This window comes from Sulfurimonas sp. (genome assembly GCF_029027585.1).
GTDB lineage: Bacteria > Campylobacterota > Campylobacteria > Campylobacterales > Sulfurimonadaceae > Sulfurimonas.
This window is the reverse complement of the sequence record NZ_CP093397.1, coordinates 1,905,329-1,928,855: the sequence shown is the minus strand read 5'-3', so window position 1 is coordinate 1,928,855 and position 23,527 is coordinate 1,905,329. Positions and strand designations below refer to the sequence as shown.

The window sequence follows — 23,527 nt, the reverse complement described above, 5'->3', positions numbered from 1 at the left end:
GATGACAAAAATTTTTCAAGCATTTTTAACAGGTATTTTCTTCACATTTATTTTAGATTTTTTTATATTTTTAGGGATTAAACAAGGTTATATCGACTTTTACAATATTGACTTGTATTACAATATTTTATTTGCGGATAATCAAAACATTTTCATTTATACTCTTTTTAGTGCCATTTTAGGCTTTATAGTGACATATATTGATAATAATAAATTTAGTTTTATAGTTATTGGAGTTTTATTTACTATTTCTTTATCAACTCTTATTCCATCTATTGGTCATTCTTTGGGAGAGATGTTGCTTATGAAAAAAAATGTTGTATTAAAAGATGCAAAACATATATTTTATGGTGATATTTATTATGATGGAAGAACTCAAATAACCTTTTATGATAATGACCTTAAAAAAATAATACTACTAGATAAAAAGGATTTAATTGATGAATAATAAACATATTTCAAGTATAGTTGGTGGTGTTGCACTTGGTAGTGCCGGTGTAATGATGATGAGCGTTTTAACTGGCTGTGAAGCTCCACAAGAAAAACAACAAAATCGTTACTTAGTTATAGAGCAACAAACAAATGGGAAATATATAGTAGTTGAAGAGATGCCAACAGAGGGACCAAACAGAGCAATCATTCGTGAAAAAGATTTAGATGGAAACACTATTGAGCGTTTTATGAATGAAGATGAGATGAAAGCTTTAGCAGACCAAGAGTATCAAAAAGTTCAAAACGGAACTTCTGAAACTACACAAAGTGGAAACGGAAGTGGAGGTATGGGGCTTGGTGGAACTATTTTAGCAGTTGCAGCAGGTTCACTTCTTGGAAATATGATTGGTAACTCTTTGATGAATAATAAAAACTTTTCTCAACGAGCGTCTAGTGTAAATAAAAGTGCCTACAGTCGCTCAAGTAATTCAAGAAGATCTGCTAAAAGTTCTTCAAGAAAGAGCTTTTTTGGTGGAAATTCTAGATCATCATCGTATGGAAGTAGAAGCTACGGCGGATGATAAAACTTCAAAAACTAAATCCACTAAATGATGAAACACTAGAAAAACTTGGCTTTACTTGGCACACAGATAGCGATGGAAGTAAATATATAAATGATGAACTAGTAGTTATATCTCAAGGTGAAGCAGAGGCCTATTATAAAGCAGGTAACGAAGTTTATGATATGTTTGTTGAGGCAGCAGAGCATGTCATAGAAAATGACCTATTTTTTGAACTTGGCATTCCTTTTAATCTTGTTGAAATGATTAAACAAAGTTGGGAAAATGATGTTCACTGGCATATTTATGGCCGTTTTGATTTTTCTGGAGGCATAGATGCTAAACCTATAAAACTTATAGAGTTTAATGCAGATACTCCAACTTCACTTTTTGAAACTGCCCTACTTCAATGGGCGCTACTCAAAGAAAATAATATGGATGAAAATAAACAGTTTAACAATGTTTACGAAGCTATTAGTCAGAATTTTAAAAGACTAATAACATTAGATGAAGATGTTACAACATTTAATGATAATTATGACGGTTGGAAAATACTTTTTTCTTGTGTACAAGGCGATGATGAAGAAGAAGCTACAACAAGACTACTTCAACAAATGGCAACAGATGCTGGGTTTAATACAAGTTTTGAGTACTTACAAAATGTTACATTTGATAAAGATGGAATCTTTGATGCAAATGAAAATAACTATGAATACTGGTTTAAACTCTACCCTTGGGAAGACATAGGAACTGATGAAAGTGAACTTGCTGTTACGCTAAGTGATGTTATAAAAAATCAAAAAGCAATAGTACTAAATCCTGCATATACTCTACTCTTTCAGTCTAAGGGTATTATGAAAATTATGTATGATTTATTTCCAGATTCTCCTTATCTTTTAGAAACTTCTTTTGAGCCACTCAAAGGTGTAAAACAAGTAGAAAAAACTCTCTTTGGTAGAGAAGGTGCAAATACAAAAATCATAGACGCTAATGGAGCTATAGTTGAGCAAAGAGATGGACCTTACGACAACTACAATAAAATATATCAACAATATGTAGAATTTGCTGAAGATAAAAACCAAGACAAATATCAAGCAGGAGTATTTTTTGCCTATGAAGCTTGTGGACTTAGCTTTAGAAAAGGTGGTGAAATTTTAGATAATATGAGTAAGTTTGTGGGGCATGTTATAGTTTAAACTATTATATATTTGTCTGATGATTAAACTCAGGAACAATATCTTTTAATTTTGCTAACTTATCCTCACAATTTATTAGCTCTTTTATATCTCTATTTAACTTATTTATGTCATAAAGCGTTGGCTTAGCTACTGTTATGGACTCATAATCTGTTTTACAATCACTCTCATCTATGAGTAGTTCTTCATAAAGTTTTTCGCCTGGACGAAGACCTGTGAACTCAATATTAATATCAGTAGAGCCACTTAAATCAATCATTTTTTGAGCTAAATCTACTATCTTAATAGGTTCTCCCATATCTAGTATAAAAATCTCTCCACCACTCCCAATAGCTCCAGCTTGAAGCACTAACTCACAAGCTTCTGGAATGAGCATGAAATATCTTGTAATGTCTTTATGAGTTACAGTTATATTTTGACCTTTTTCTATCTGGCTTTTAAACTTGGGAATCACACTTCCGCTAGAACCAAGTACATTGCCAAACCTAACTGCTACTATATCAGTGCCATTACCATTTGAATTTTGCGCATAAAGTTCACAGATGCGTTTTGTTGTTCCCATTACATTTGTAGGTCTTACTGCTTTGTCTGTAGAAATCATAACAAACTTTTGGACACCATTGTTTATAGATGCATCTATAACATTTTTAGTACCTTGCACATTATTTAAAATACCTTCATGTATATTTGCTTCGACAAGTGGGACATGTTTATAAGCTGCTGCATGGATTACAATATCTGGCTTGTGTGTTTTAAATGTAGCATCTATACCATTAAAATTTACTACACTCTGCATCACGCAAACATTTTGTATATTTTTAAGTTCTTGTTCTATTGCATAAAGATTATATTCACTATGATCGAGTAATATAAGCTTTTTAGCACCAAATCTTTCACACTGCCTACATATCTCACTACCGATGCTTCCTCCAGCACCTGTAACTAAAATGGTTTTATTTTCTAAAAAATTCTTTATTGTTTTTTTGTCTAAATCTTTTGGATGCCTAGCAAGTAAATCTTCTACCGAAATATCTTGAAGTTGAGTAGAAAAATCTTTAGAATCGAGTATCTCATCTATTGAAGGCAAGATTTTTATCTCATTAAAATACTCATTTAAATCATTATATATTTCTTTTATAACTTCTTTTTGAGCTGATGGCATCGCAATAACTAACAAATCATACTTAGCATCTATCATATTTTGTTTTAATGTGTCTTTTGAGATAACCTTAATAGCATCTATGGAACGATTTTGAATAATCTTATCATCATCAATAAAAAATCTCACCTTATACTCACTATTAGAAAACTCTGATTCTAGCTTTATACCAGCCTTTCCTGCGCCATAAATAACAACAAATTTTGTCTTTTGAACTCTACTTTTATTTATCAAATAATAATAAGCATACATAGTAAAATTTATAGTAAAAAGGTATATAAAAAGCTCGGACACCATAAAAGAAAATCTAATTTTTCCATAAAAAATTGGTAAATAAATCAAAAAAGCTGCTATATTTACTATGCTTTTTATAAGAAATGATTTTTGAGAAGCCTTTGACCATGAGAGAGAATAATCATTGTATATAAGTCTAGATGCTATCATACGGATTATAATTACACTTATTACAATACCAATATCAAACGACTGATGAAATATAAAAAATGTCCACCAAAATGTGATGAAAGTAAAACTAATAATTACTAAAAAATTTAATATTCTTTTATCTATATCCATTTTAGATACTCACGACAAAAAATTTCACTATTCATAAGTTTTATTTCCTCTGAATAAAAGTTTTTATCATTAGATATTATAAGTTTACAATTTAATTTTTTTGCTAATATATATTGTATAGTATCTTCTAAGTCAGTGAAATTATTGTTTTTTTTCATTAACTTACAAGTTTGAGATATTTCTTTATTTGAAAATTCAATTACTTTACAAATTTTATTAATTTGTTCAATCCCATTAAGTGCATTTAATTTACTTTTTTTTGAAAGAATATAGTATATAGTTGTAATTAAATCGCAACTTGTATATATTTCAATCTTGTTTAAAGTTAAATAATTTAATAGCTTTAGGCTATTTTGATATGTTTTTCTATCTCTATCATTTATATCTATAAAAATATTTGCATCAATAAATACTTTCTTATACATCCATATTCGCTTTTATCTTTTGAATCGTTAAATCTCCATAAAGACCTGTTCCACTACCGGCAAAGGCATGAAGTGCTTCTAGCTTCTCTTCAACAGAAATCTCATCATACTTCTCTTCTATCAAGTTTTTAACAACTTGAGTTTGAGTAGTATTTTCCTTTTTAGCAATTTCTTCTAGATGCTCAGCTATTTCATCATCAAATAAAAAGTTTTTTCTAACAGTCATAACTTACTCCTTATGTATCTATTATACATATTATATCATACATATAAAGATTGCAGCTGCGAAGGTAGCACGGCAGTCTAGTTAAAAGTTTTGCAACTATCCACAAATTTCACAATAGTATAAAGTAATATAAGCGATATAAAAAATGCTATAAAAACATTAGATATAAAATAAACTAAACAAAACAATACAATATTCACAAAGATAGAATACATAACAACCTTATCATGTGACCAACCACTTTGATTGAGTCTTTGGTATGCATGCTTTTTATGTGCTTGACTTAATTGTTCACGATTTTTATATCTTCTAAAAAGAGTCAAGGTAGCATCAAACCAAAAGACTCCAAAAAGAGTTATCCATATCCAAAGATTTATTGCTTCTTGATTTGCATAGTAAACGCTAAATATTGCTACATTGTAACCAAGTAAAGTACTACTAACATCTCCCATAAATATTTTAGCTTTATGCCAATTCCAAACTAAAAAACCAAGAACTGCAAAAACCAAAACTAAAAAATGATTTCCGCCAAGAAGAATGTATCCGGCTAAAGCTAAAAAGATAGCCTCACTTCCAGCATATCCATCTATACCATCTAAAAAATTATATAAATTTATAAACCAAATTATCATAAAAAATGCAAAGATATTTGTAATAATTTGATTTTCAAAAGAGAAAAACCAAAGGTCTAAACTATCTAACCCACCTAAAAAATATAAACCTAAAAATGCAACTAATGCTTGAGTAAATAACCTTACTTTTGCACTAAGCTCATGTAAATCATCTACATAAGAAACTACTGAAATAATCACACCAACTAATAAAGCTAAATATAAAGGGCTATCCATAGCATCTGTAAAATAAAAGTATGAAATACCTAAGAACCAAGTTATAGCTATAGCTATTCCTCCACCATGAGGTGTTGGAGTAGAGTGAGAACTTCTATCAGTAACCTCTACATAAAGTGACTTTTTAATTGCATGATTTTTTATGAAATATGTAAGAATTAAAGATGCTAAAAATATGATTAGATATATCATAAAAGTGCCTCAAGAGAGTTAATAATTTTTTCCTTATTAAAAGTATTTTCACTTAAATACTCACAATTCTTTGTAAGTTTATCTATCTCATCTTTAGTTAAGTATATACACTTTATAAAAGCTTCTTTTATCTCTTGTATATTATTTGGATGTGCATAAAAACCTAGGTTGTTTTCTCTTATAAGCTTTGCTGTATCTCCATTAATAACAGCTAAGATTGGTTTTTTTGCTGCTATATATGTTTGTGTTTTTGCTGGAACTGTTACTTTAAAAATTGGTTTATCAACTAAAGAAACTATTAAAAAGTCACTCCCTTGATAATACATCGCCATATCTTCCCTTGGTTTTTTTCCATGAAAAACTATATTTTTAGAATCATTACTAATTATCTTTAATTCATCTATATTTGAGCCATCACCTATAATATTTAATTGCGATTTATTTTTACATACTTCTGGAAGTTGAGTAAAAGCATTTATAATATTTTCAAGATTTTGCACTTTTCCAATATTTCCAGCAAATGTAAAATGAACTTTTTTTTCTTTACTAAACTCAAAAGCATCTAGACTCATATCTAAGTCATCTGCCCAATTTGGAAGATAATGAAACTCTAAATCATTTTTTATATATGGTCTTAATTTTTCTTCAAAACCTTTGCCAGATATAGCGATAGAAGTTATATTATGGTACATAAACTTTACAAATTTATCTAAAAAAAATGAGAGTGTTTTTGTTTTTTTAAATCCATAAGCATAAACACTATCTGGCCAAATATCTTGCGTCCAAAAAGTTAAACGCTTTTTATATAATTTTTTTATCAATACTGCTGGAACCATTCCGGTTAAAGCAGCCATATTTAAACCAAAAATATAATCATATTTTTTACCAATAAACAGAGCTACTAGACTACCAAAAAACATAAAAGAAAAATATTTAAGTAACTTTTTAAATAGGCTCTCTTTATATCCTGTTACAGCTTTTACTCTATAAATGTTTATACCATTGTAGTTATCTTTTTGATAAAATTTATTATTATAATCCTTATATATTTTACCTTCTGGATAGGTAGGAACTGATGTTAATACGTCAACATCATATCCCTTATTTTTCCATTGTTGTGCAATATCATTTATTTTAAATTCTTCAGGGTAAAAATATTCTGTGACTATTAATATTTTTTTATTCAAACTTTTTCCATACCGTTTTATTTACATAATCAGTATATGATAATATTATTCTTATAACTTTGTCAGAAACATTTGGCATACTATAATCAGCTACATTTCTTAAAATATTTTCTTTTTGAGTATCAATTATTTCTAAAGCTTGCAATACTCTAGTTTTTTCTAAACCCACCATCATAACACTCGCTTCTTCCATAGCTTCTGGTCTTTCATGAGCTTCTCTAATATTCAATGCAGGAAATTTCAATATTGAAGATTCTTCACTAATAGTTCCACTATCACTAAGAACTGCTTTTGCATCTTTTTGCAATTTAACATAATCGTTAAAACCCATTGGCTTCATTAATGAAATCAAATCATTGAATTTAATATCTAATTGCTCTATTTTATTTCTTGTTCGTGGATGCGTGGATATAATTACTGGTAGTTTATAAATATCTGCAATAGTATTAATAGTATCAACTAAATCTAAAAAGTTTTTATCTGAACTTATATTTTCTTCACGATGAGCTGATATTACAAAATACTGTCCTTTTTCAAGATTTAATCTATTGACAATACTGGAAGCTTCTATATCATCTAATTTATTATTTATCACTTCAAACATTGGACTACCAGTTTTTATAATTCTATCTGCCGGTAGACCCTCTCTTAGTAAGTACTCTCTTGCTATATCACTATATGTCATATTTATATCACTAATGTGATCAACTATTTTTCTATTTGTCTCTTCTGGTACTCTTTGATCAAAGCATCTATTCCCAGCTTCCATATGGAAGATAGGAATATGTCTTTTTTTAGCAGGTATTGCACAAAGACAGCTATTTGTATCACCTAATATTAGAACTGCTTCAGGTTGTTCTTTTTCCATAATTGGATCAACTGCTATTAAAATTCTACCTATTGTTTCAGTTGCACTTTCAGTAGCCGCATTTAAAAAATAATCAGGTTTTCTTAAATTAAAATCATGAAAAAAGACTTCATTTAACTCATAGTCATAATTTTGTCCGGTGTGTACAAGTATATGTTCTATCGCATTAGATTCTTCAAGTTTAGCGATTACAGATGACAACCTAATAATCTCTGGTCTTGTACCGACTATAGTCATTACTTTTAATTTTTTTATCATTTTATACCTCTAGAAAATATGTATCAGGATTTTTATCGTCATAGTTTTCATTAGCCCATAAAAATAGTAGCATCTCTTCATTACCTGTATTGGTAATATTATGTGTATACCCAGGAATCATCTCCACTATCTCCATTTTTTTTTCACTTACATCATAACTAATTTTTTCATTTGTTACAATATGTCTAAATTCAATAGTAGCCATCCCTTTAACAACTAGAAATTTTTCATTCTTTGTATGATGATAGTGTCCACCTCTAACTATACCAGGTGCCGTTGTAGATAAAGAAAACTGACCGTTGTCAATAGTTTTAAGAATTTCATAAAATGTTCCTCTATTATCTTTATGCCCTTTTAAAGTATATGAAAAATTATTAGTTGATAGATAACTTAAGTATGTAGCATACAAAGCTCGTTTAAATCCACTTCCAACTTCTTGCATAACTAATGTATGTCTATTCACTCTAAACTTATAAAGTAGATTTTCAATATCACCCAAAGTTTTTTTATAAACTATATCTATATCAAAATATCTTTCGTTTCTTTGGTATTTAACTTATTTATAAAAGATTTAATTACATCATCTACATAAACTAAACTTAATTTTGTTTCTTTATTATTCACTTGTATTTCTAAATCATTTGCAATATTATAACACCAAGTAGCTAGCACAGAATTATAGTTTGGTTTACACCATTTACCAAATACATTTGGTAATCTATAGATATAGATATTGACATTCATTTTTTTTGAATAATCTAATAATATATTTTCAGCTTCTAACTTACTTCTCCCATAATCATTGTCTAAAATGACTTGAGTTGATGAGGATAGTAAAATTGGAGTTTTTTTATTATTTTTTATTAAAATATCTATAATATTTTTTGTAAAACTAGCATTACCTTCATAAAATTCATTTATTCTTTCAGGTCTATTAACACCGGCTAAATGGAATATAAAATCAACTTCTTTCAAGTATGCTTCTAAAATAATTTTAGAATCTTTTTTACTATATAAATATAATTTAATATTCTCATCTCTTATTAAATGTTCTATTAAATTTTTAGCAATAAAACCTTCTGAACCTGTCACAAGTATTTTCATTTATACTATTCCAAACTCTTTGAGTTCATCTTGTACTTCATGCAGGTTCAATATCATCTCTCTCATTTCATCTTTATTTAATCTATTTGTATTATGAGAATGGTAATCTATAGCTTCTGTTATCACTTCTCCATCTATAAAAAACTTACTATAATTTAAATCTCTTGTATCAGATGGTATTCTATAATATTTATCCATATCTATTGCACTTACCATCTCTTCCCTCGTCAGTAGAGTTTCATACAATTTTTCACCATGTCTTGTACCTATAGTTTTTATAATATGATCAGGTCTTTTTAATATATTTTTTAATGTATTCGCTAAAAGTTCAATTGTAGCAGCCGGTGCTTTTTGTACGAATATATCCCCATTCTTGCCATTTTTAAATGCAAACATAACTAAATCAACTGCGTCATCTAAACTCATCATAAATCTAGTCATATTTGGGTCTGTAATAGTTATCTCTTTCCCTTCTCTAATCTGATTTATAAACAATGGTATCACAGAACCTCGACTTGCCATAACGTTTCCATATCTAGTACAACAAATAGTTGTTTCATTATCATTTAAATTTCTTGATTTTGCTACTGCAACTTTTTCCATCATTGCTTTACTTATTCCCATAGCATTAATAGGATATACAGCTTTATCTGTACTTAAAACTATAACTTTTTTTACCTTGTATTTTATAGCAGTATTTAGAACATTCTCAGTTCCAATTACATTGGTTTGTACTGCTTGCATAGGGTAAAACTCACAAGATGGTACTTGCTTAAGTGCCGCTGCATGAAAAATAAAATCAACATTTTTTATAGCATCATCTAAAGAATTAGTATCTCTTACATCACCAATGTAAAATTTCATCTTTTCATTATTATATTTTTTTCGCATATCATCTTGCTTTAACTCATCACGAGAAAAGATTCTTATCTCTTTTATATCAGTATCTAAAAAATTACGCAGAACTGCATTTCCGAATGAACCTGTTCCGCCTGTTATCAATAGTATTTTATTTTTAAACATTTTTGTACCTTTTAATTTTGATATTATACACTCACAATTTGTTGTTTTTATGGATTAACTTTATGTAACAACAGTTTTCTTAATAATAAGTTGATTTTATCTGCATAAGGAATAAATGATAATAAATATTTTAACATATACATAAAAAATTGTTGTTTTGAATATGACCCATAATTGTCAATCTGAATTAATCGACTTTCTAATGCTTGTTTAATAGCATTTCTTGTCTTAAAAGATGTCCCATCTTGTACAAAATATGATAAATATTTGTCTAAATCAAAATGAAATGAAATATTATTAAGATAGGCTTTTAAAAAGAAATCATAATCTGAAGCGACCATATATATTAAATTATGTTCCCCTATTTTATTAAATACATCTTTTCTTATTAATGTACTCTGATGAGGAATACAGCTACGCTGTTTTAAAATAGACAAATCTATAGAAATTTTTCGAGCATTTGAAATATTTAGATTAGGGTCTAATGGAATATAATTATATACTAATATATCTGACTTAGTATTTTCCTCGATGCTCAATTTATGGAAAACATCTGTTTGGAACATATCCCCTGAATTTAAAAAGACAATATATTCTCCAGAAGCCATTTTAATACCTTTGTTCATGCCATCAAATATACCTTTATCTGGTTCACTAATATATTTAATATTATTTTTAGTAGGTAATTTAGCTAAGTATTGACTAGTTCCATCTGTTGAATTAGCATCTACTATAATCCATTCACAGTTCTCTGGAAGTGGGAAAATAGATTCTTTTGTTCTTTCTAGTCCTTCAACATTGTTATATGCAACTGTAACAATAGATAAATAATACATTTTATACCTTTTTTTTTTAATAATAACTAAATGATGAAATATCAACATTATATTATTGTGCCATTTCCTCTTCTATCAAAATATCCAAAATATCGTAAAAAGAATCATCATAGTTCCAATCCAAAATATTTTTGGCTTTTGAATTATCTCCATAAATATCTTTAATTTCATTTGGTCTAAATAAGCTATCATCAACAACAATCAATTTTTTACTCAAATTCATTCTATCAAAAATATAATCTACAATATCTCTAAGTAAAACTGATTTACCTGAGCATATAATAAAATCATCAGGTTCATCAAGTTGCATCATTTTCCACATAACTTCAACATACTTAGGAGCATACCCAAAATCTCTTTTTACATTAAGATTTCCTACTCTTAATTCTTTTAAAGTGTTATTCTTTATAGCTATAGAATCTCTAATAACTTTCTTAATAAAAAAATTACCACTACGGAGAAAAGACTCATGATTAAAAAGTATTCCATTTGAAGCATATATATTATATGATTCTCTATATGTTGTAACCATAAAATGAGCAGCCATTTTAGAAACCCCGTATGGGCTTATTGGATGCATTGGAGTTTCAATTCTAATTGGCATATTTTCAACTCTACCATACATTTCACTACTAGAAGCTTGATATAATTTTGTATCTGGACTAAAAAGTCTTATACTTTCCAATAAGTTATTTACAGATATTGTATTAAATGAAAAAGTTCCTATAGGTTGGGAGTAAGATAAGCCTACTGAACTCTGCGCTGCTAAATTATATATTTCATCGGGTTTATATTTCTGAATTATTCTAATTATATTTGCCATATCTAAAAGATCAAGTTCTTCTAAAATAATATCTTTTTCAATACCAAGATATTGAAAACTTTTTGTGTTGGTGCATCTATTACTTCTAACTGTACCAATAACCATATAATTTTTTTCAAGAAGTAATTTAGCTAAATATGCACCATCTTGTCCTGTAATACCTGTAATTAATACTGTTTTCATTTCATAGTACTTTCATAAACTTTTTTAGTCTCTAATGCTGTTTGTTCCCATGAAAAATATTTTAATCTCTTAGTACCATTTTCTACTAATAATTTTCTTTGTTCTTCGTTCTCCAATACATTTTCTATAGCTTGATAAATTGATAATTCACTATATGGATCAAAATATTCCGCAGCATCTTCAGCAACTTCAGGGAATGAACTAGTATTGCTACATACGAGTGGACACTGACACGCAAATGCTTCTAAAATTGGAATACCAAAACCTTCGTATAAAGAAGGGAAAACGAACATCAAGGCATTTTTATAAAACTGGGATAAAGACTCATCATCCAAGTCAAATTGTAAAACTTTATCTTTTATACTCAACTCATTAAATAAATTTATTTCATCAGATGTAAATTTACCTGCACCTACACATAAAATATATAAATCCATTTCTTTATCTATAATTTTAGATACAGCCTTAATAAATTTGCTAAAATTTTTATATCCTTGTCTTGTTCCAACAAAAAGAATATATTTACTAGGAAGTTTTATTTTTATCTTAAAATCATTATTAATCTTCATTGAGGTTGCAAGATGAACAACAGTAATTTTCTCCGCACTTATCTTAAAAATTTCTATCAAATCCTTTTTTGTATTTTCAGAAATTGCTATAATTTTAGATGCTTTTTCAAGTAATATTTTTTTATTATTAGCTGCTAAATCATTTTTAGAAACAAATTCACTAAATTTTTCGTGTATCATATCATATACAGTCAATATAAATGGTGTTGCACCAATATATTTTAAAAAATACGGATCATAGTATGTTGGGTGAAATACATCATAGTTTTTCATTTTAATTTTCTGAATTGAATTGATTTTATTTATTGGTGCAAGAAGCCTATGTTTTCCTCTAAACTCTTTATTTGGAAGTAAATTAATATGTTGTACATATCTTTTATCTGATATATAATGATTATTTGACACTAGTAACGGAACTTTTACTTCAATATTTTCAATACACTCATATTGCTTAATAAGCTCATAAAAATATCTGGATATACCACCATATTTTTGTAGAGAAAATATTTGATAATCATACAACACTTTCATTTTCTAACCTAAATCTTTAATAATTTAGATAATGATACCAACTCGCCATTATCTAAATTTATCACAGGCATTGACTTTATTAAATTAATGCGCTCACCATCTCTAAGAAAAGTCAGATTACCATTTTCATCCCTAGACTCTCTAAATTTTGACATTTCCATATCTTCATCAAGTGTTGTTACAAGCTCTGGAATATATTTATTTGCATATTCACTTTTAACAAAAAATGCATTTACAGAATTTTTATTTGTACCAATAAACTCATAACCTTTTGATTTTGCCAATGTATAGAATGCCTTTATAGAGGCCCCAAAGTACAAGTTAGAATAGTGTTTTTTTGTTCTAACAAATTGATCATCATATGGAACTGTAATACTAGATTTACTTCCAAATACAGAATTATATTCACAAATAACAATCACTGGATCGATTGAATCTATAGCATCCCAAATATAATAATCATTTCCATCAATATCTACACTTAATAAAACCTATTTCTTTGTCAAAATCATGGTTTGTCATATAATTTTCAATAGTATCGTTTATATTATCTTTAGTTATAAAAATATCTTTTGCTAATAAATCATATTTCCAATATATATGATTGTTTTTTATTTGATTTATATTATCTATAGAACCATCCATTACTAAACCAGACCAATTGTCATTTTCTAGTAAAAATCTTGTATTTGATTCTGTATAATCTTCAACACCAAATTCAATAAATACTTTATTTTTAATAGGTAATTTATTTATCAAGTATTGAATTATTCCATCTTCACCCCATTGTGAAAATACTTTAAATTCTGCATCTTGTATATTTAAAAACATACTATTTTTATTTTCTCTTACGAGAGTTTGTGCCAATAAAATTTTCGAATCATCAATCTTTAAATTAGATGACTTTAAATCAAATGCTTTTCGTAATATTTCTTTTATAAATTTTTTAAATATCATATTATTATTTACCTTTCAATTGTAGATTGTATTATATAGATTATTTTTTAATCCTTAAATTATTGTGTATATGATATATTTTGATATAATTCATAATTAAACTTAAATAAAGTAAGGAATTGGATGAAATATAGAAGTGACATTAATGGATTACGCGCATTAGCAGTAATCCCTGTACTATTCTTTCATGCTCATCTTCAAGGATTCGAAGGTGGATTTTTAGGAGTAGACATTTTTTTTGTGATAAGTGGATTCTTAATCACGACCTTAATATTTAATGATTTAGAGAATGGAAAGTTTTCAATTTTATCTTTTTGGAATAAGAGATTAAGAAGAATATTACCAGCATTGATCTTTATTTCCTTAATTACAACTATTATCTCTTTTTTTACAATGTTGCCGTATGATTTAAAAAATTATGGACAATCTCTAGTAGCTACAATCTTATCAGCGAACAATATATTACTTTACTTAACATCAGGTTATTGGAGTTTAGCAACTGAGTTTAAACCACTTTATCACACTTGGTCTCTTGGAGTTGAAGATCAATATTATTTTTTCATACCATTAATAATGATTTTTATTTATAAAAAATTCAATGCCTTAGTATTATTGATTGTTTTATTGTTTATAAGTAGTTTTACTTTATCATATTTTAGTGATAATAAAGAACTGAATTTTTTAATTATAACTCATAGAATGTGGGAATTACTGGCTGGTTCATTGGTTACTTTATTTCTATCTAAATATAAAGTAGCTCCCAATAATTTAATAGCAACAATAGGTTTAGCTTTTATTGTTTTTTCATATATATTTCCATATTATATTTCTAACAATCAAGCTATCTATACTCTTTTACCAGTTGTTGGAACAGTTATTATTATTTTATATTCATCTAATAGTACTAAGATAGGAAAAATATTATCAATTAAACCATTACTATTCTTAGGTACTATAAGCTATAGTATTTACTTATTCCATATGCCATTATTAGTTTTTTTGAGACTTAGTGTTGAAGGAGAAGCTGAAGTATATTTACAGTCTATATTTGTGTTATTTTCAATCCCGTTGGCTTATTTATCATGGAGATATGTTGAGAATGTGTTTAGATATAAAAATAAAATCTCCAATAAAAATTTCTATACTATTTTAATTTTTTTGAGTACAATATTGTTTGTTATTGGATTAAGTTTACATTATTCATATGGATTTCAATCTTATTCAAAATATAATTATGGAAAAAACCCACAAAAATATTGTGATGAACCAAACAAATATATTAAAACTAATTTTATTTCAAATAAATCACACTTATTAATAATTGGTAATTCGTTTGCTAGAGATTTTATAAATATGATAAGGGCTAATGATAAATTAGATAAATTCGAAATCATATTACTACCATCAGCACAACAAGGCAACGCAATAAATTTAATCAAACAAGCAGATATAGTAATTGCTGTATCTTCTGCTGGTATGACAAATGTAATCAATAAAAAAGAGCTTATAATTAATTCTAAAAAATTATTTCAGCTACTTAAAATGGAAGCTAAAGGTAAATTTTATCTGGTTGGAACAAAAAACTTTGGATTCAATAATAACTTCTTGATTAATAAGGATTTTCAAAATATTCCTAAATATAGTGTGAGTGTAAATAGTAGTACATTTATTGCTAATGAAATAGAGAAAGAGATTTGGAGAAATCATTATATAGATATTCTTAAATTAATAATGAATGACGATAAAAAAGTTCCAGTTTTTACTAATAATGGTAATTTCATTAGTTTTGATACAGAACATGCAACGAAAGATGGTGCCAAATTTATTGGTAATATTTTATTTACCAAAACTCAACTAAAAGATATTTTTCTATAAAGTTAGTTTTTATTTCTTTTTAATAAAGTCATAAATACCAACTTTTTTTATTATTCTAACTAACCAATATCTAATAATCATTTTATATGCTTTCATATTTTCAATAAAAATCTTAATGAATAAAATAAGTTTCTCTTGAAATAATATATCTTTTGATTTCATAATCATAATAATAACATCTTTTGAAAAATCATATAATGGAAATATATAATGTATTGGTTTAGTTTGCCAAGTTGAAATATAATCAGGGTTCGAACTTTGTCCTTTACCAACTACTAGCAAACCATCACTTGATCTTTTAAATTCACCTTTAAGAAGCTGTCTTACTATAAATGCATTATCAAATGCGATATAATAATTTGTTAATTTTTCTACACCTTCCATTGCTGAACGACGAAATAGTCCATAAAAGCAAGCATGTGATTTCATATAAAGTTTCATATACTTTGATACCCTCTCATATACTGTACCTTCAAAAGAAAACCTATAAAAATTTTCAGGATGTTCTTCTTCTCCAATCCAACAATTTGGAGTCACGGCAAATGTGCACTCTGGATTTTTTTTTTAGTACATCTAAACTATTTTCAATAAAATCTAAACTTCTACTATAGTGAGCAGGTGCCCACATAAAAAACTCACCTTTTGCTTTTTCATAAACATATACAAAATTATAAAGTCCTGTATTTTTTTTCTGTCGTGTATAGGTAATACGAGAGTCTTTTTCTGCGAAACTATGACAAATATCTTCTGTTCCATCAGTGGAAGCATTATCTGAAATAATTAATTCAAAATCACTAAAACTTTGATTCAATATTGTATCAATAGCTTCTGAAATAGTCTCTTTATTATTATACACTGGCATACCAATACTAACAATAGGTTTTAGCTTTTCATCCAACATATTCCTTTAGGTTAATCTAATTAATAAATTTATTTTATTCTTTTTAAATATCCATCAGGAGCAACAGAAATTAATAATTTATTATCTATCTGCTTGTCTATTTCAAAATTATCATTTTCTTTTAGATATTCCCATACAGCTGTCTTTGCATTATCACCTTTATCCCATGGTCTATCATAAAATCCTTTAGGCATATCTTCAATTAATGTATCAAATACTATACAATAACTACCAATACTAGCTAAATTTGCATAAGCTCTGAGTTCTGCCAATACATGTTCATGAGTATGATTACTATCTAAACAAACTAATATTTTCTTACCTCTTTTAGCGAATTCATGAACTTTAGCAATCATTACATCATCTATACTTGAGCCTTCAAACATAGTTATCTTTTTACTCATAGGATGAGTTTCAATTGCTTCTTTATTATGCGCTCTTATGTCTATATCAATACCTAAAACTTGACCATTTTCTATCTCACCGCAAGCTTCCAAAAGGGTAAGCATTGATGCAGAAAATATTAAAGACCCTCCATGTGCTATACCAGTTTCTATAATCAAATCTGGCTTAACTTCCCAAATTATTTCTTGCATTGCTATGATATCTTGAGGGTATTGAATTATAGGTCTGCCCATCCATGAAAAATTATATGAATAATTTACTGCTGCCGATTTTGTTAAAAAATCAATGGCTGAAGTTTTTAAACTCTTATTTACTTCGTTTGATTTTATGAGCTCAACTCTTTCATTTTCAAATTTTTCTATTTCATCCATTTTAGTTCCTTTTAAATAATTGTTTTGTTAAAACGGTTTTATTAATAACCCTTGTCCAGTAGGAAGAGTTGCAATTTTCACACCTTTACTTTCCGCAAACAAATCATGAGCTTTCTTTTGTGCATGATATACTGCCCAGCCATAGTCATCAAAAATAACTATACCACCTTTAACTAATTTATCCCAAAAATATTTTAATGCTTCCGATTCAGGAAATACACAATTCATGTCAATATGTAAAAAAGAGATTTTATCTGACTTAACTTGATCAAGTGTTTCTGGAATCATGCCCTGTATTATTTCTACATTACGATATTCTCTAAAATTCTTTTTTACAATATCAATACAAGGCTCATAAATTTCACCTTTTTTGTTTTTTTCTGCATCACTCAGTAGGTCTTCAACTAAGCCTTCGAAAGTATCCATAAGATAATACTTTTTATTTAATGTATCAAAATTTAAATAATCAATAATTATTTTTGATGAAAAACCCTTATTAACACCGCATTCAACGAAATCTCCTTCCAGATTAGAACTTATTGAAGCAGCCCAACACAGCATATGTAAACGCCATCTTATAGTTGGGGATACGTATAAATTTTTTTCAACTGCATTATTATATGCGTCCAAAAAAGATTTTTCTTTTAAAAAATCTAAATTTTTATCAGTAACTATTAAAGAATCTTCATGATATGTACCAACATTATTTATCATAACAAATGAATAATCTTTCCTAAATATTCTCTTTTGTATAAAATATATTAATTCTGGCATTAAATATTTACCTAATACTTTTTTCACATTTTCTATCATTTACTTTTTCCTTTTATTTTTTTTAATTTTGCATTATCTCCCCAAAAAGCCATTGCCTCATAGTTTGGATAAGGGTAATAACCTAAATTTAAGTTAAGATTGTAGTTTCTTTCTTTTAGATAGTTTTCTACCAAAGTCCTTACGGATAGTGCTTGCCCACTACAACAATTTATAGCCTGATTAGTATATTGTTTTTGATTTACAATTAAAACAATATTTTTCACAACTTCACTAATATGTAAAAAATCTCTTAACTGCTCACCACCGGACATATTAAACTCTTTATCACTATTTTCTATTGCTTTATCCAAAAGAGATATTAATGATTTTTCTGATTGACCGTCTCCATACATATAAAACAATCTAATCCATTTATAACTAAAATCGAATTCTTTGTTTAATTCAACAATAAATTTTCTTAATGTATCTTTTGCTATTGCATAAGAATTTGATGGATTTGGATTTGTATTCTCAGATAAACAACCATTCTTCATGCCATATTCAAGACATGTTCCAGTTATTGTTATATCTTTTAACCCATTTTTAATTAAATTCTTAATAAATTTATAATTTTTTAATAAGTTCTTTTCTATGTGTATTAAATCATTATAATGAGGAAGTCCTTCCCAGCCTAAATGAATTAACATATCTGGCATATTAAACAGACTATATAAATCAATATCTATATTTTTGGAGTTTATATCATACTCTATGTAATCTACTTTATTATACCAATCACATCTTTTAGCTTTTTCAATATTTCGTGATGTCGCAATAATTTTATTTTCTTTATCTTTTAATAATTCATTAATTAGATTATTTCCAATAAAACCCGTAGCACCCGTAACTAGGATTTTCATATTTATACTTGAACTTCTGATAAATTAATATCTACAATATTACAAACTTTTTCAAACAACTTTTCTGTAAAATCCAAAACCTCTTTTATCTCTTCTCTTTTAGGCAAACTATAATTTGAATTTGGATATCTATCTTCCTTTAAATATTCTGTCGCAATTTCTAAAATTTTTATCTCATATTCTTCAAAAGTTATTTCATTTATTAAATCATAAATCTCATATAAGTCGTGAGTTTTAGGTATTTTTTCATTTTTAAATGCAATTATTGATTTTAATATTTTTTCTATAGATTGTTGCAGGTCACCACCTATACTATCTGTATAATGATTTGCATCATATAAAATCTGAGCCGATTTAAAATCATGAAAAGCTATGGTCAACCATTCTAAAGAAGCAGGCTTATTCATAAATAATTTTCCCATTTTCTAAAATATCTTTTTTATAAAAATAATCTTTTCTACTTTTGACAAATGTTTCACTTGCTACTAATAGATCAAAACCTACTTTATATTTAGATATCAATGTTCTTATACTTTGTCTTGCTTTTAATTTATATTCTCTTTGTAAATGTCTATCAATATCTTTAAATATAAACAAATCAATATCACTATCTTCATTTGGAATACCATAAGCATAACTACCAAACAATATAATCTTGTCAGGATTTAAAGGCTTTAATCTTTCAATAATTTCAGGTTTTATCTTTTCTATATCAATCATAATTCTATATTATAGCCAATTTTGGTACTGCAACCACAAACTTACAATCCCATTCTTTTGCATAATCTAATTGAAGCATTACTTCACCTTTAATATTCCAAGGCAATATTATAATATAATCAGGTTTCATTTTTTTTATTTCATCTTCTGCTAATATAGGTATATGACTAGCGGGTAGAAATTTTCCTTGCTTATACGGTGATTTATCTACTACAAATTCTATTAAATCATTTTTTACACCAGCGTAATTTAAAAGTGTATTTCCTTTAGCAGCAGCTCCATACGCTATCACTTTTTTATTTTCTTTCTTAGCTTGTAGTAAAAAATAAAGTAAATCATATTTTACTTTATTAGCTTTTTCTTGGAAGTTATTATAAATTTCTATATCAAAAAGTCCAAAGTCTTTTTCTTCATTAAGTAAATTTGCTACATTATCAAATATATCTTTTTTTTCATTCTCAAGGTGTGTAGCATAAATCCTTAAACTTCCACCATGAGTAGGAAGCTTTTCCACATCATATAGTTTAAGTCCCTGCTTTTCAAATATTTGTTTTACAGTATAAAAAGAAAGGTAAGAAAAATGCTCATGATATATAGTGTCAAATTGGTTCTCTTTTATGATATTTAAAAGATGAGGAAACTCCATAGTAATAGTTCCATTTTCTTTTAATGCTATTTTTAACCCATGAACAAAATCATTTATATCTGGAACATGCGCTAATACATTATTACCGAGAATCAGGTCTGATTTTTGTAAGGTATCAGCCAATTTACTACCAAAAAAATCTTCTATAACATTTATACCTTTCTCTTTTGCAACTTTTGCAGTACTTGAAGTTGGTTCTACTCCTATACAAGGTATATTCTTCTCTTTAAAATATTGTAATAAATATCCATCATTTGAAGCTATTTCAGTGACTATAGAATTAGTATTTAATGCTAATTTATTTATCATCATATCAACATAGTTTTTTGCATGTTCCAACCAACTTGTAGAAAATGAACTAAAATAAGCATAATCTTTATCAAAAATATCATCTGATTTTTTATACTCGTCAATTTGAACAAGTTTACACTCTCCACAAACATATATTTTAAGTGGATAAAAAGTTTCAGGTTCATCTAGTTGTTCTTGTGTCAAAAAGGAGTTAGATGCAGGTGCATTCACCAAATCAACAAAAACTTTATTTAACTCAGCTTTACAAAATCTACAATTCATTTATTTCTATTCCTTTAAAGTTATTATCTACAAATTTATGTTCATTGTCTTTTTTTGAAAGATTGATTATATCCAAAGGCCACTTTATGTTTAACAATGGGTCAATCACATTTAATGCACCTTCATTTGATGGTGTATAAATAGTACTATGAAGATAAAGTAATTCTGTATCATCTTCAAGTGTTTGAAAACCATGAGCAAAACCTTTTGGTATATATATCATTTTCTGATTCTCATCTGTTAATTCTATTGAAAAAGTTTCTAAAAATGTAGGTGAACCTTTTCTTATATCAACAACAACATCAAATACTTTTCCTTTGATACACTTTACCATCTTAACCTCAGCATTAGGTTCATACTGAAAATGCATACCTCGAACTGTGCCTTTATCTTTACTAATAGAATGGTTTATCTGTTTTATAGAAATATCTGAAATTTCTTTAAGTTCTTCTTCACAATAAACTCTAGAAAACGAACCTCTATCATCGGTAAATTTATTTGGTTTTACTACAAACAATCCATCTAAATATGTAGAAATTATATTTAATTTTTTGCCCACTCTAAACCTTTATTTTTTGCATCAGATATATAACTTTGTAAATCTTGAGAAGTTAAAGTTGTTTTATCTTCTTCATAATATGCCTTATACCACTTAACAGTTTTTTCAAAAGTTGTAGCACTATTCCATACATCTTTCCATTTTAAAATAATATGAGCCTTTGAACAATCTAGCTTTAGTAAATTTGCTTCATGTAATTGATTTGGATTCCTATGAATTTCATAATCTATTTTACCCCAATGATTTTTTACATTTTTCACTACTTCCTCTACTGTTATACTTCCTTCATCTGATGGTCCAAAATTCCAAGCGTCTCCAAACTCTACTTTTTCTTCAAGAAGCTTTTGACCAATATGTAAATACCCACTAAGTGGTTCAAGTACATGCTGCCATGGTCTTGTAGCGTGTGGACTTCTTATACTTACCTTTTTACCTTTAGATACTGAAACCATAATGTCAGTAATCAACCTATCTTTCGCCCAGTCCCCACCACCTATAACATTTCCTGCTCTACATGAGGCAAGAAGTGTGTTATGCTTTTTCTTATACTCTATTACATTAAAATAAGAATTGCGGTAAGAGTTAGCTAGTAAATCAGCACATCCTTTTGATGAACTGTATGGATCATATCCACCCATCGAGTCATTTTCTCTATACCCCCATATCCATTCTTTATTCTCGTAAGCTTTATCGCTTGTAATATTTACTATAGCTTTTACATTATTTTTTCGACAAGCTTCAAAAACTTTTAAAGTACCAATTACATTAGTCTCATATGTTTCTATTGGATTATCATAGGATAGTCTTACAAGTGGCTGAGCTGCTAAATGAAATACAATTTCTGGTTTATACTCTTTAAAAACTTTATTTAATTTCTCAAAGTCTCTAATGTCACCAATAATAGAAATCATATCAATATCTAAAAGAGATATATGGTTTGGATTTGTCGGTGCTTCGAGTGAATAGCCAACCACATTAGCACCCATTTTAACTAGCCAATAACATAGCCATGAACCTTTAAATCCAGTATGTCCAGTTACTAGCACAGTTTTATTTAAATATATACTACTAAAAAGATTAGTCATTCCACACTTTCCATTTTGCTTCATTCTTGTCCCACATCTCATTAAGGCTTGTTTTATCTCTTAATGTATCCATACATTGCCAAAAACCACTATGTTTAAATGCACTGAGTTCACCTTCATTTGCAAGTGTTTGCAAAGGATATTGTTCAAATATAGTAGCATCAGATTCTATTAAGTCAAGTACTTCAGGTTCACAAACCATAAAACCACCATTTATCCAGTTTCCATCACCTGCAGGTTTTTCTACAAACTGATTAACAAGATTAGTTTTTATATCTAATGCTCCAAATCTTCCGGCAGGTTGAATCGCAGTCATTGTCGCTTTTTTATTATTTTTATTATGAAACTCTACAAGTTCCTTGATGTTTACATCACTAACTCCATCCCCATATGTAACCATAAAAGCTTCATTACCTATATATTTTTTAGCTCTTTTAATTCTACCACCTGTCATACTATCTAAACCCGTATCAATCAATGTGACTTTCCATGGTTCACTACTATTATTATGTATCTCCATATTATTATTTTTCAAGTCAATTGTAACATCACTTTGATGCAAAAAATAATTAGCAAAGTACTCTTTTATATAATAGCCCTTATATCCAAGTAGTATAACAAAGTCATTAAATCCATAATGCGAATAACTTTTCATAATATGCCATAATATAGGTTTACCACCAATTTCTAGCATAGGCTTAGGTTTTATATCTGTCTCTTCACTCAATCTTGTTCCATATCCACCTGCTAATAATAATACTTTCAT

The 23,527-nt window shown here is 27.8% G+C and carries 29 protein-coding genes; 4 read left to right on the top strand and 25 right to left on the bottom strand.

Annotation, left to right across the window (positions count from 1 at the left end):
• The first annotated feature begins 1 nt into the window (after position 1).
• From MOV50_RS09985 to MOV50_RS09975, 3 genes are read left to right on the top strand one after another with little or no spacing between them, the layout of a single operon-like run.
• Positions 2–448 (top strand): hypothetical protein, encoded by a 447-nt coding sequence (locus tag MOV50_RS09985; protein WP_321777765.1) that lies wholly within the window; start codon positions 2–4, stop codon positions 446–448.
• Positions 441–1,013 (top strand): hypothetical protein, encoded by a 573-nt coding sequence (locus MOV50_RS09980; protein WP_321777764.1) that lies wholly within the window; start codon positions 441–443, stop codon positions 1,011–1,013. The genes MOV50_RS09985 and MOV50_RS09980 overlap by 8 nt, the downstream gene beginning before the upstream one ends.
• Entirely contained in the window at positions 1,010–2,188 is a 1,179-nt protein-coding gene (locus tag MOV50_RS09975; RefSeq protein WP_321777763.1) for a glutathionylspermidine synthase family protein, read from the top strand. The genes MOV50_RS09980 and MOV50_RS09975 overlap by 4 nt, the downstream gene beginning before the upstream one ends.
• Positions 2,189–2,192: 4 nt before the next feature.
• Here the strand turns inward: MOV50_RS09975 and pglF are convergent, their stop codons facing one another.
• The 14 genes from pglF to MOV50_RS09905 all read right to left on the bottom strand — a co-directional run bounded on the left by pglF (position 2,193) and on the right by MOV50_RS09905 (position 13,953).
• The gene (pglF, locus tag MOV50_RS09970; RefSeq protein WP_321777762.1) at positions 2,193–3,923 is read right to left on the bottom strand and encodes a UDP-N-acetylglucosamine 4,6-dehydratase (configuration-retaining); all 1,731 of its coding nucleotides are present in this window, start codon (positions 3,921–3,923) and stop codon (positions 2,193–2,195) included.
• Positions 3,914–4,348, bottom strand: coding sequence for a type II toxin-antitoxin system VapC family toxin (locus MOV50_RS09965; protein ID WP_321777761.1), 435 nt, complete (start codon positions 4,346–4,348; stop codon positions 3,914–3,916). Before MOV50_RS09965 ends, pglF begins: the two co-directional genes overlap by 10 nt.
• Positions 4,341–4,574 (bottom strand): hypothetical protein, encoded by a 234-nt coding sequence (locus tag MOV50_RS09960; protein WP_321777760.1) that lies wholly within the window; start codon positions 4,572–4,574, stop codon positions 4,341–4,343. Before MOV50_RS09960 ends, MOV50_RS09965 begins: the two co-directional genes overlap by 8 nt.
• Positions 4,575–4,651: 77 nt before the next feature.
• On the bottom strand, positions 4,652–5,614 hold the full coding sequence (locus tag MOV50_RS09955; protein ID WP_321777759.1) for a glycosyltransferase family 4 protein: 963 nt from the start codon (positions 5,612–5,614) through the stop codon (positions 4,652–4,654).
• Positions 5,611–6,801, bottom strand: a complete 1,191-nt coding sequence (locus MOV50_RS09950) for a glycosyltransferase family 4 protein (protein WP_321777758.1) — start codon at positions 6,799–6,801, stop codon at positions 5,611–5,613. The genes MOV50_RS09955 and MOV50_RS09950 overlap by 4 nt, the downstream gene beginning before the upstream one ends.
• Positions 6,794–7,927, bottom strand: a complete 1,134-nt coding sequence (wecB, locus tag MOV50_RS09945; RefSeq protein ID WP_321777757.1) for a non-hydrolyzing UDP-N-acetylglucosamine 2-epimerase — start codon at positions 7,925–7,927, stop codon at positions 6,794–6,796. The genes MOV50_RS09950 and wecB overlap by 8 nt, the downstream gene beginning before the upstream one ends.
• 1 nt (position 7,928) lies before the next feature.
• A complete protein-coding gene (locus MOV50_RS09940) occupies positions 7,929–8,426 on the bottom strand; it encodes a WxcM-like domain-containing protein (protein WP_321777756.1) in 498 nt (165 codons plus the stop codon).
• Between the two features lie 20 nt (positions 8,427–8,446).
• Positions 8,447–9,031, bottom strand: coding sequence for an NAD-dependent epimerase/dehydratase family protein (locus MOV50_RS09935; RefSeq protein ID WP_321777755.1), 585 nt, complete (start codon positions 9,029–9,031; stop codon positions 8,447–8,449).
• On the bottom strand, positions 9,032–10,054 hold the full coding sequence (locus MOV50_RS09930) for a polysaccharide biosynthesis protein (RefSeq protein WP_321777754.1): 1,023 nt from the start codon (positions 10,052–10,054) through the stop codon (positions 9,032–9,034).
• Between the two features lie 47 nt (positions 10,055–10,101).
• Positions 10,102–10,890, bottom strand: a complete 789-nt coding sequence (locus MOV50_RS09925) for a glycosyltransferase (protein ID WP_321777753.1) — start codon at positions 10,888–10,890, stop codon at positions 10,102–10,104.
• 52 nt (positions 10,891–10,942) lie between these two features.
• Positions 10,943–11,896, bottom strand: coding sequence for a GDP-mannose 4,6-dehydratase (locus tag MOV50_RS09920; RefSeq protein WP_321777752.1), 954 nt, complete (start codon positions 11,894–11,896; stop codon positions 10,943–10,945).
• Positions 11,893–12,987 (bottom strand): glycosyltransferase family 1 protein, encoded by a 1,095-nt coding sequence (locus MOV50_RS09915; protein WP_321777751.1) that lies wholly within the window; start codon positions 12,985–12,987, stop codon positions 11,893–11,895. The genes MOV50_RS09920 and MOV50_RS09915 overlap by 4 nt, the downstream gene beginning before the upstream one ends.
• Before the next feature lie 17 nt (positions 12,988–13,004).
• Positions 13,005–13,280, bottom strand: coding sequence for a hypothetical protein (locus tag MOV50_RS09910; protein WP_321777750.1), 276 nt, complete (start codon positions 13,278–13,280; stop codon positions 13,005–13,007).
• 184 nt (positions 13,281–13,464) lie between these two features.
• Positions 13,465–13,953, bottom strand: coding sequence for a hypothetical protein (locus tag MOV50_RS09905; RefSeq protein ID WP_321777749.1), 489 nt, complete (start codon positions 13,951–13,953; stop codon positions 13,465–13,467).
• A 123-nt stretch (positions 13,954–14,076) separates the two neighbouring features.
• Between MOV50_RS09905 and MOV50_RS09900 the strand changes: the two genes are divergently transcribed.
• Positions 14,077–15,828 (top strand): acyltransferase, encoded by a 1,752-nt coding sequence (locus MOV50_RS09900; RefSeq protein WP_321777748.1) that lies wholly within the window; start codon positions 14,077–14,079, stop codon positions 15,826–15,828.
• A 9-nt stretch (positions 15,829–15,837) separates the two neighbouring features.
• On the opposite strand, the gene MOV50_RS09895 is transcribed toward MOV50_RS09900, so the two are convergent.
• From MOV50_RS09895 to rfbF, 11 genes are read right to left on the bottom strand one after another with little or no spacing between them, the layout of a single operon-like run.
• The gene (locus MOV50_RS09895) at positions 15,838–16,269 is read right to left on the bottom strand and encodes a hypothetical protein (protein ID WP_321777747.1); all 432 of its coding nucleotides are present in this window, start codon (positions 16,267–16,269) and stop codon (positions 15,838–15,840) included.
• Between the two features lie 55 nt (positions 16,270–16,324).
• Entirely contained in the window at positions 16,325–16,726 is a 402-nt protein-coding gene (locus MOV50_RS09890; protein ID WP_321777746.1) for a glycosyltransferase family A protein, read from the bottom strand.
• Positions 16,727–16,758: 32 nt separating this feature from the next.
• The gene (locus MOV50_RS09885) at positions 16,759–17,505 is read right to left on the bottom strand and encodes a cephalosporin hydroxylase family protein (protein ID WP_321777745.1); all 747 of its coding nucleotides are present in this window, start codon (positions 17,503–17,505) and stop codon (positions 16,759–16,761) included.
• A gap of 27 nt (positions 17,506–17,532) precedes the next feature.
• Complete coding sequence (locus MOV50_RS09880; RefSeq protein WP_321777744.1) at positions 17,533–18,318, bottom strand: TylF/MycF/NovP-related O-methyltransferase; 786 nt, start codon at positions 18,316–18,318, stop codon at positions 17,533–17,535.
• On the bottom strand, positions 18,315–19,178 hold the full coding sequence (locus MOV50_RS09875) for an NAD-dependent epimerase/dehydratase family protein (protein WP_321777743.1): 864 nt from the start codon (positions 19,176–19,178) through the stop codon (positions 18,315–18,317). The genes MOV50_RS09880 and MOV50_RS09875 overlap by 4 nt, the downstream gene beginning before the upstream one ends.
• Positions 19,179–19,180: 2 nt before the next feature.
• A complete protein-coding gene (locus MOV50_RS09870; RefSeq protein ID WP_321777742.1) occupies positions 19,181–19,585 on the bottom strand; it encodes a HEPN domain-containing protein in 405 nt (134 codons plus the stop codon).
• Positions 19,578–19,898: a nucleotidyltransferase domain-containing protein gene (locus tag MOV50_RS09865; RefSeq protein ID WP_321777741.1), complete on the bottom strand. Its 321-nt coding sequence runs from the start codon at positions 19,896–19,898 to the stop codon at positions 19,578–19,580. The genes MOV50_RS09870 and MOV50_RS09865 overlap by 8 nt, the downstream gene beginning before the upstream one ends.
• 4 nt (positions 19,899–19,902) lie before the next feature.
• Positions 19,903–21,117 carry a class I SAM-dependent methyltransferase gene (locus MOV50_RS09860; RefSeq protein WP_321777740.1) on the bottom strand — a complete coding sequence of 405 codons (1,215 nt, stop codon included), beginning with the start codon at positions 21,115–21,117 and terminating at the stop codon, positions 19,903–19,905.
• On the bottom strand, positions 21,107–21,676 hold the full coding sequence (rfbC, locus tag MOV50_RS09855; RefSeq protein WP_321777739.1) for a dTDP-4-dehydrorhamnose 3,5-epimerase: 570 nt from the start codon (positions 21,674–21,676) through the stop codon (positions 21,107–21,109). The genes MOV50_RS09860 and rfbC overlap by 11 nt, the downstream gene beginning before the upstream one ends.
• Complete coding sequence (rfbG, locus tag MOV50_RS09850; protein ID WP_321777738.1) at positions 21,661–22,785, bottom strand: CDP-glucose 4,6-dehydratase; 1,125 nt, start codon at positions 22,783–22,785, stop codon at positions 21,661–21,663. Before rfbG ends, rfbC begins: the two co-directional genes overlap by 16 nt.
• Positions 22,754–23,527 carry a glucose-1-phosphate cytidylyltransferase gene (gene rfbF / locus MOV50_RS09845; RefSeq protein ID WP_321777737.1) on the bottom strand — a complete coding sequence of 258 codons (774 nt, stop codon included), beginning with the start codon at positions 23,525–23,527 and terminating at the stop codon, positions 22,754–22,756. Before rfbF ends, rfbG begins: the two co-directional genes overlap by 32 nt.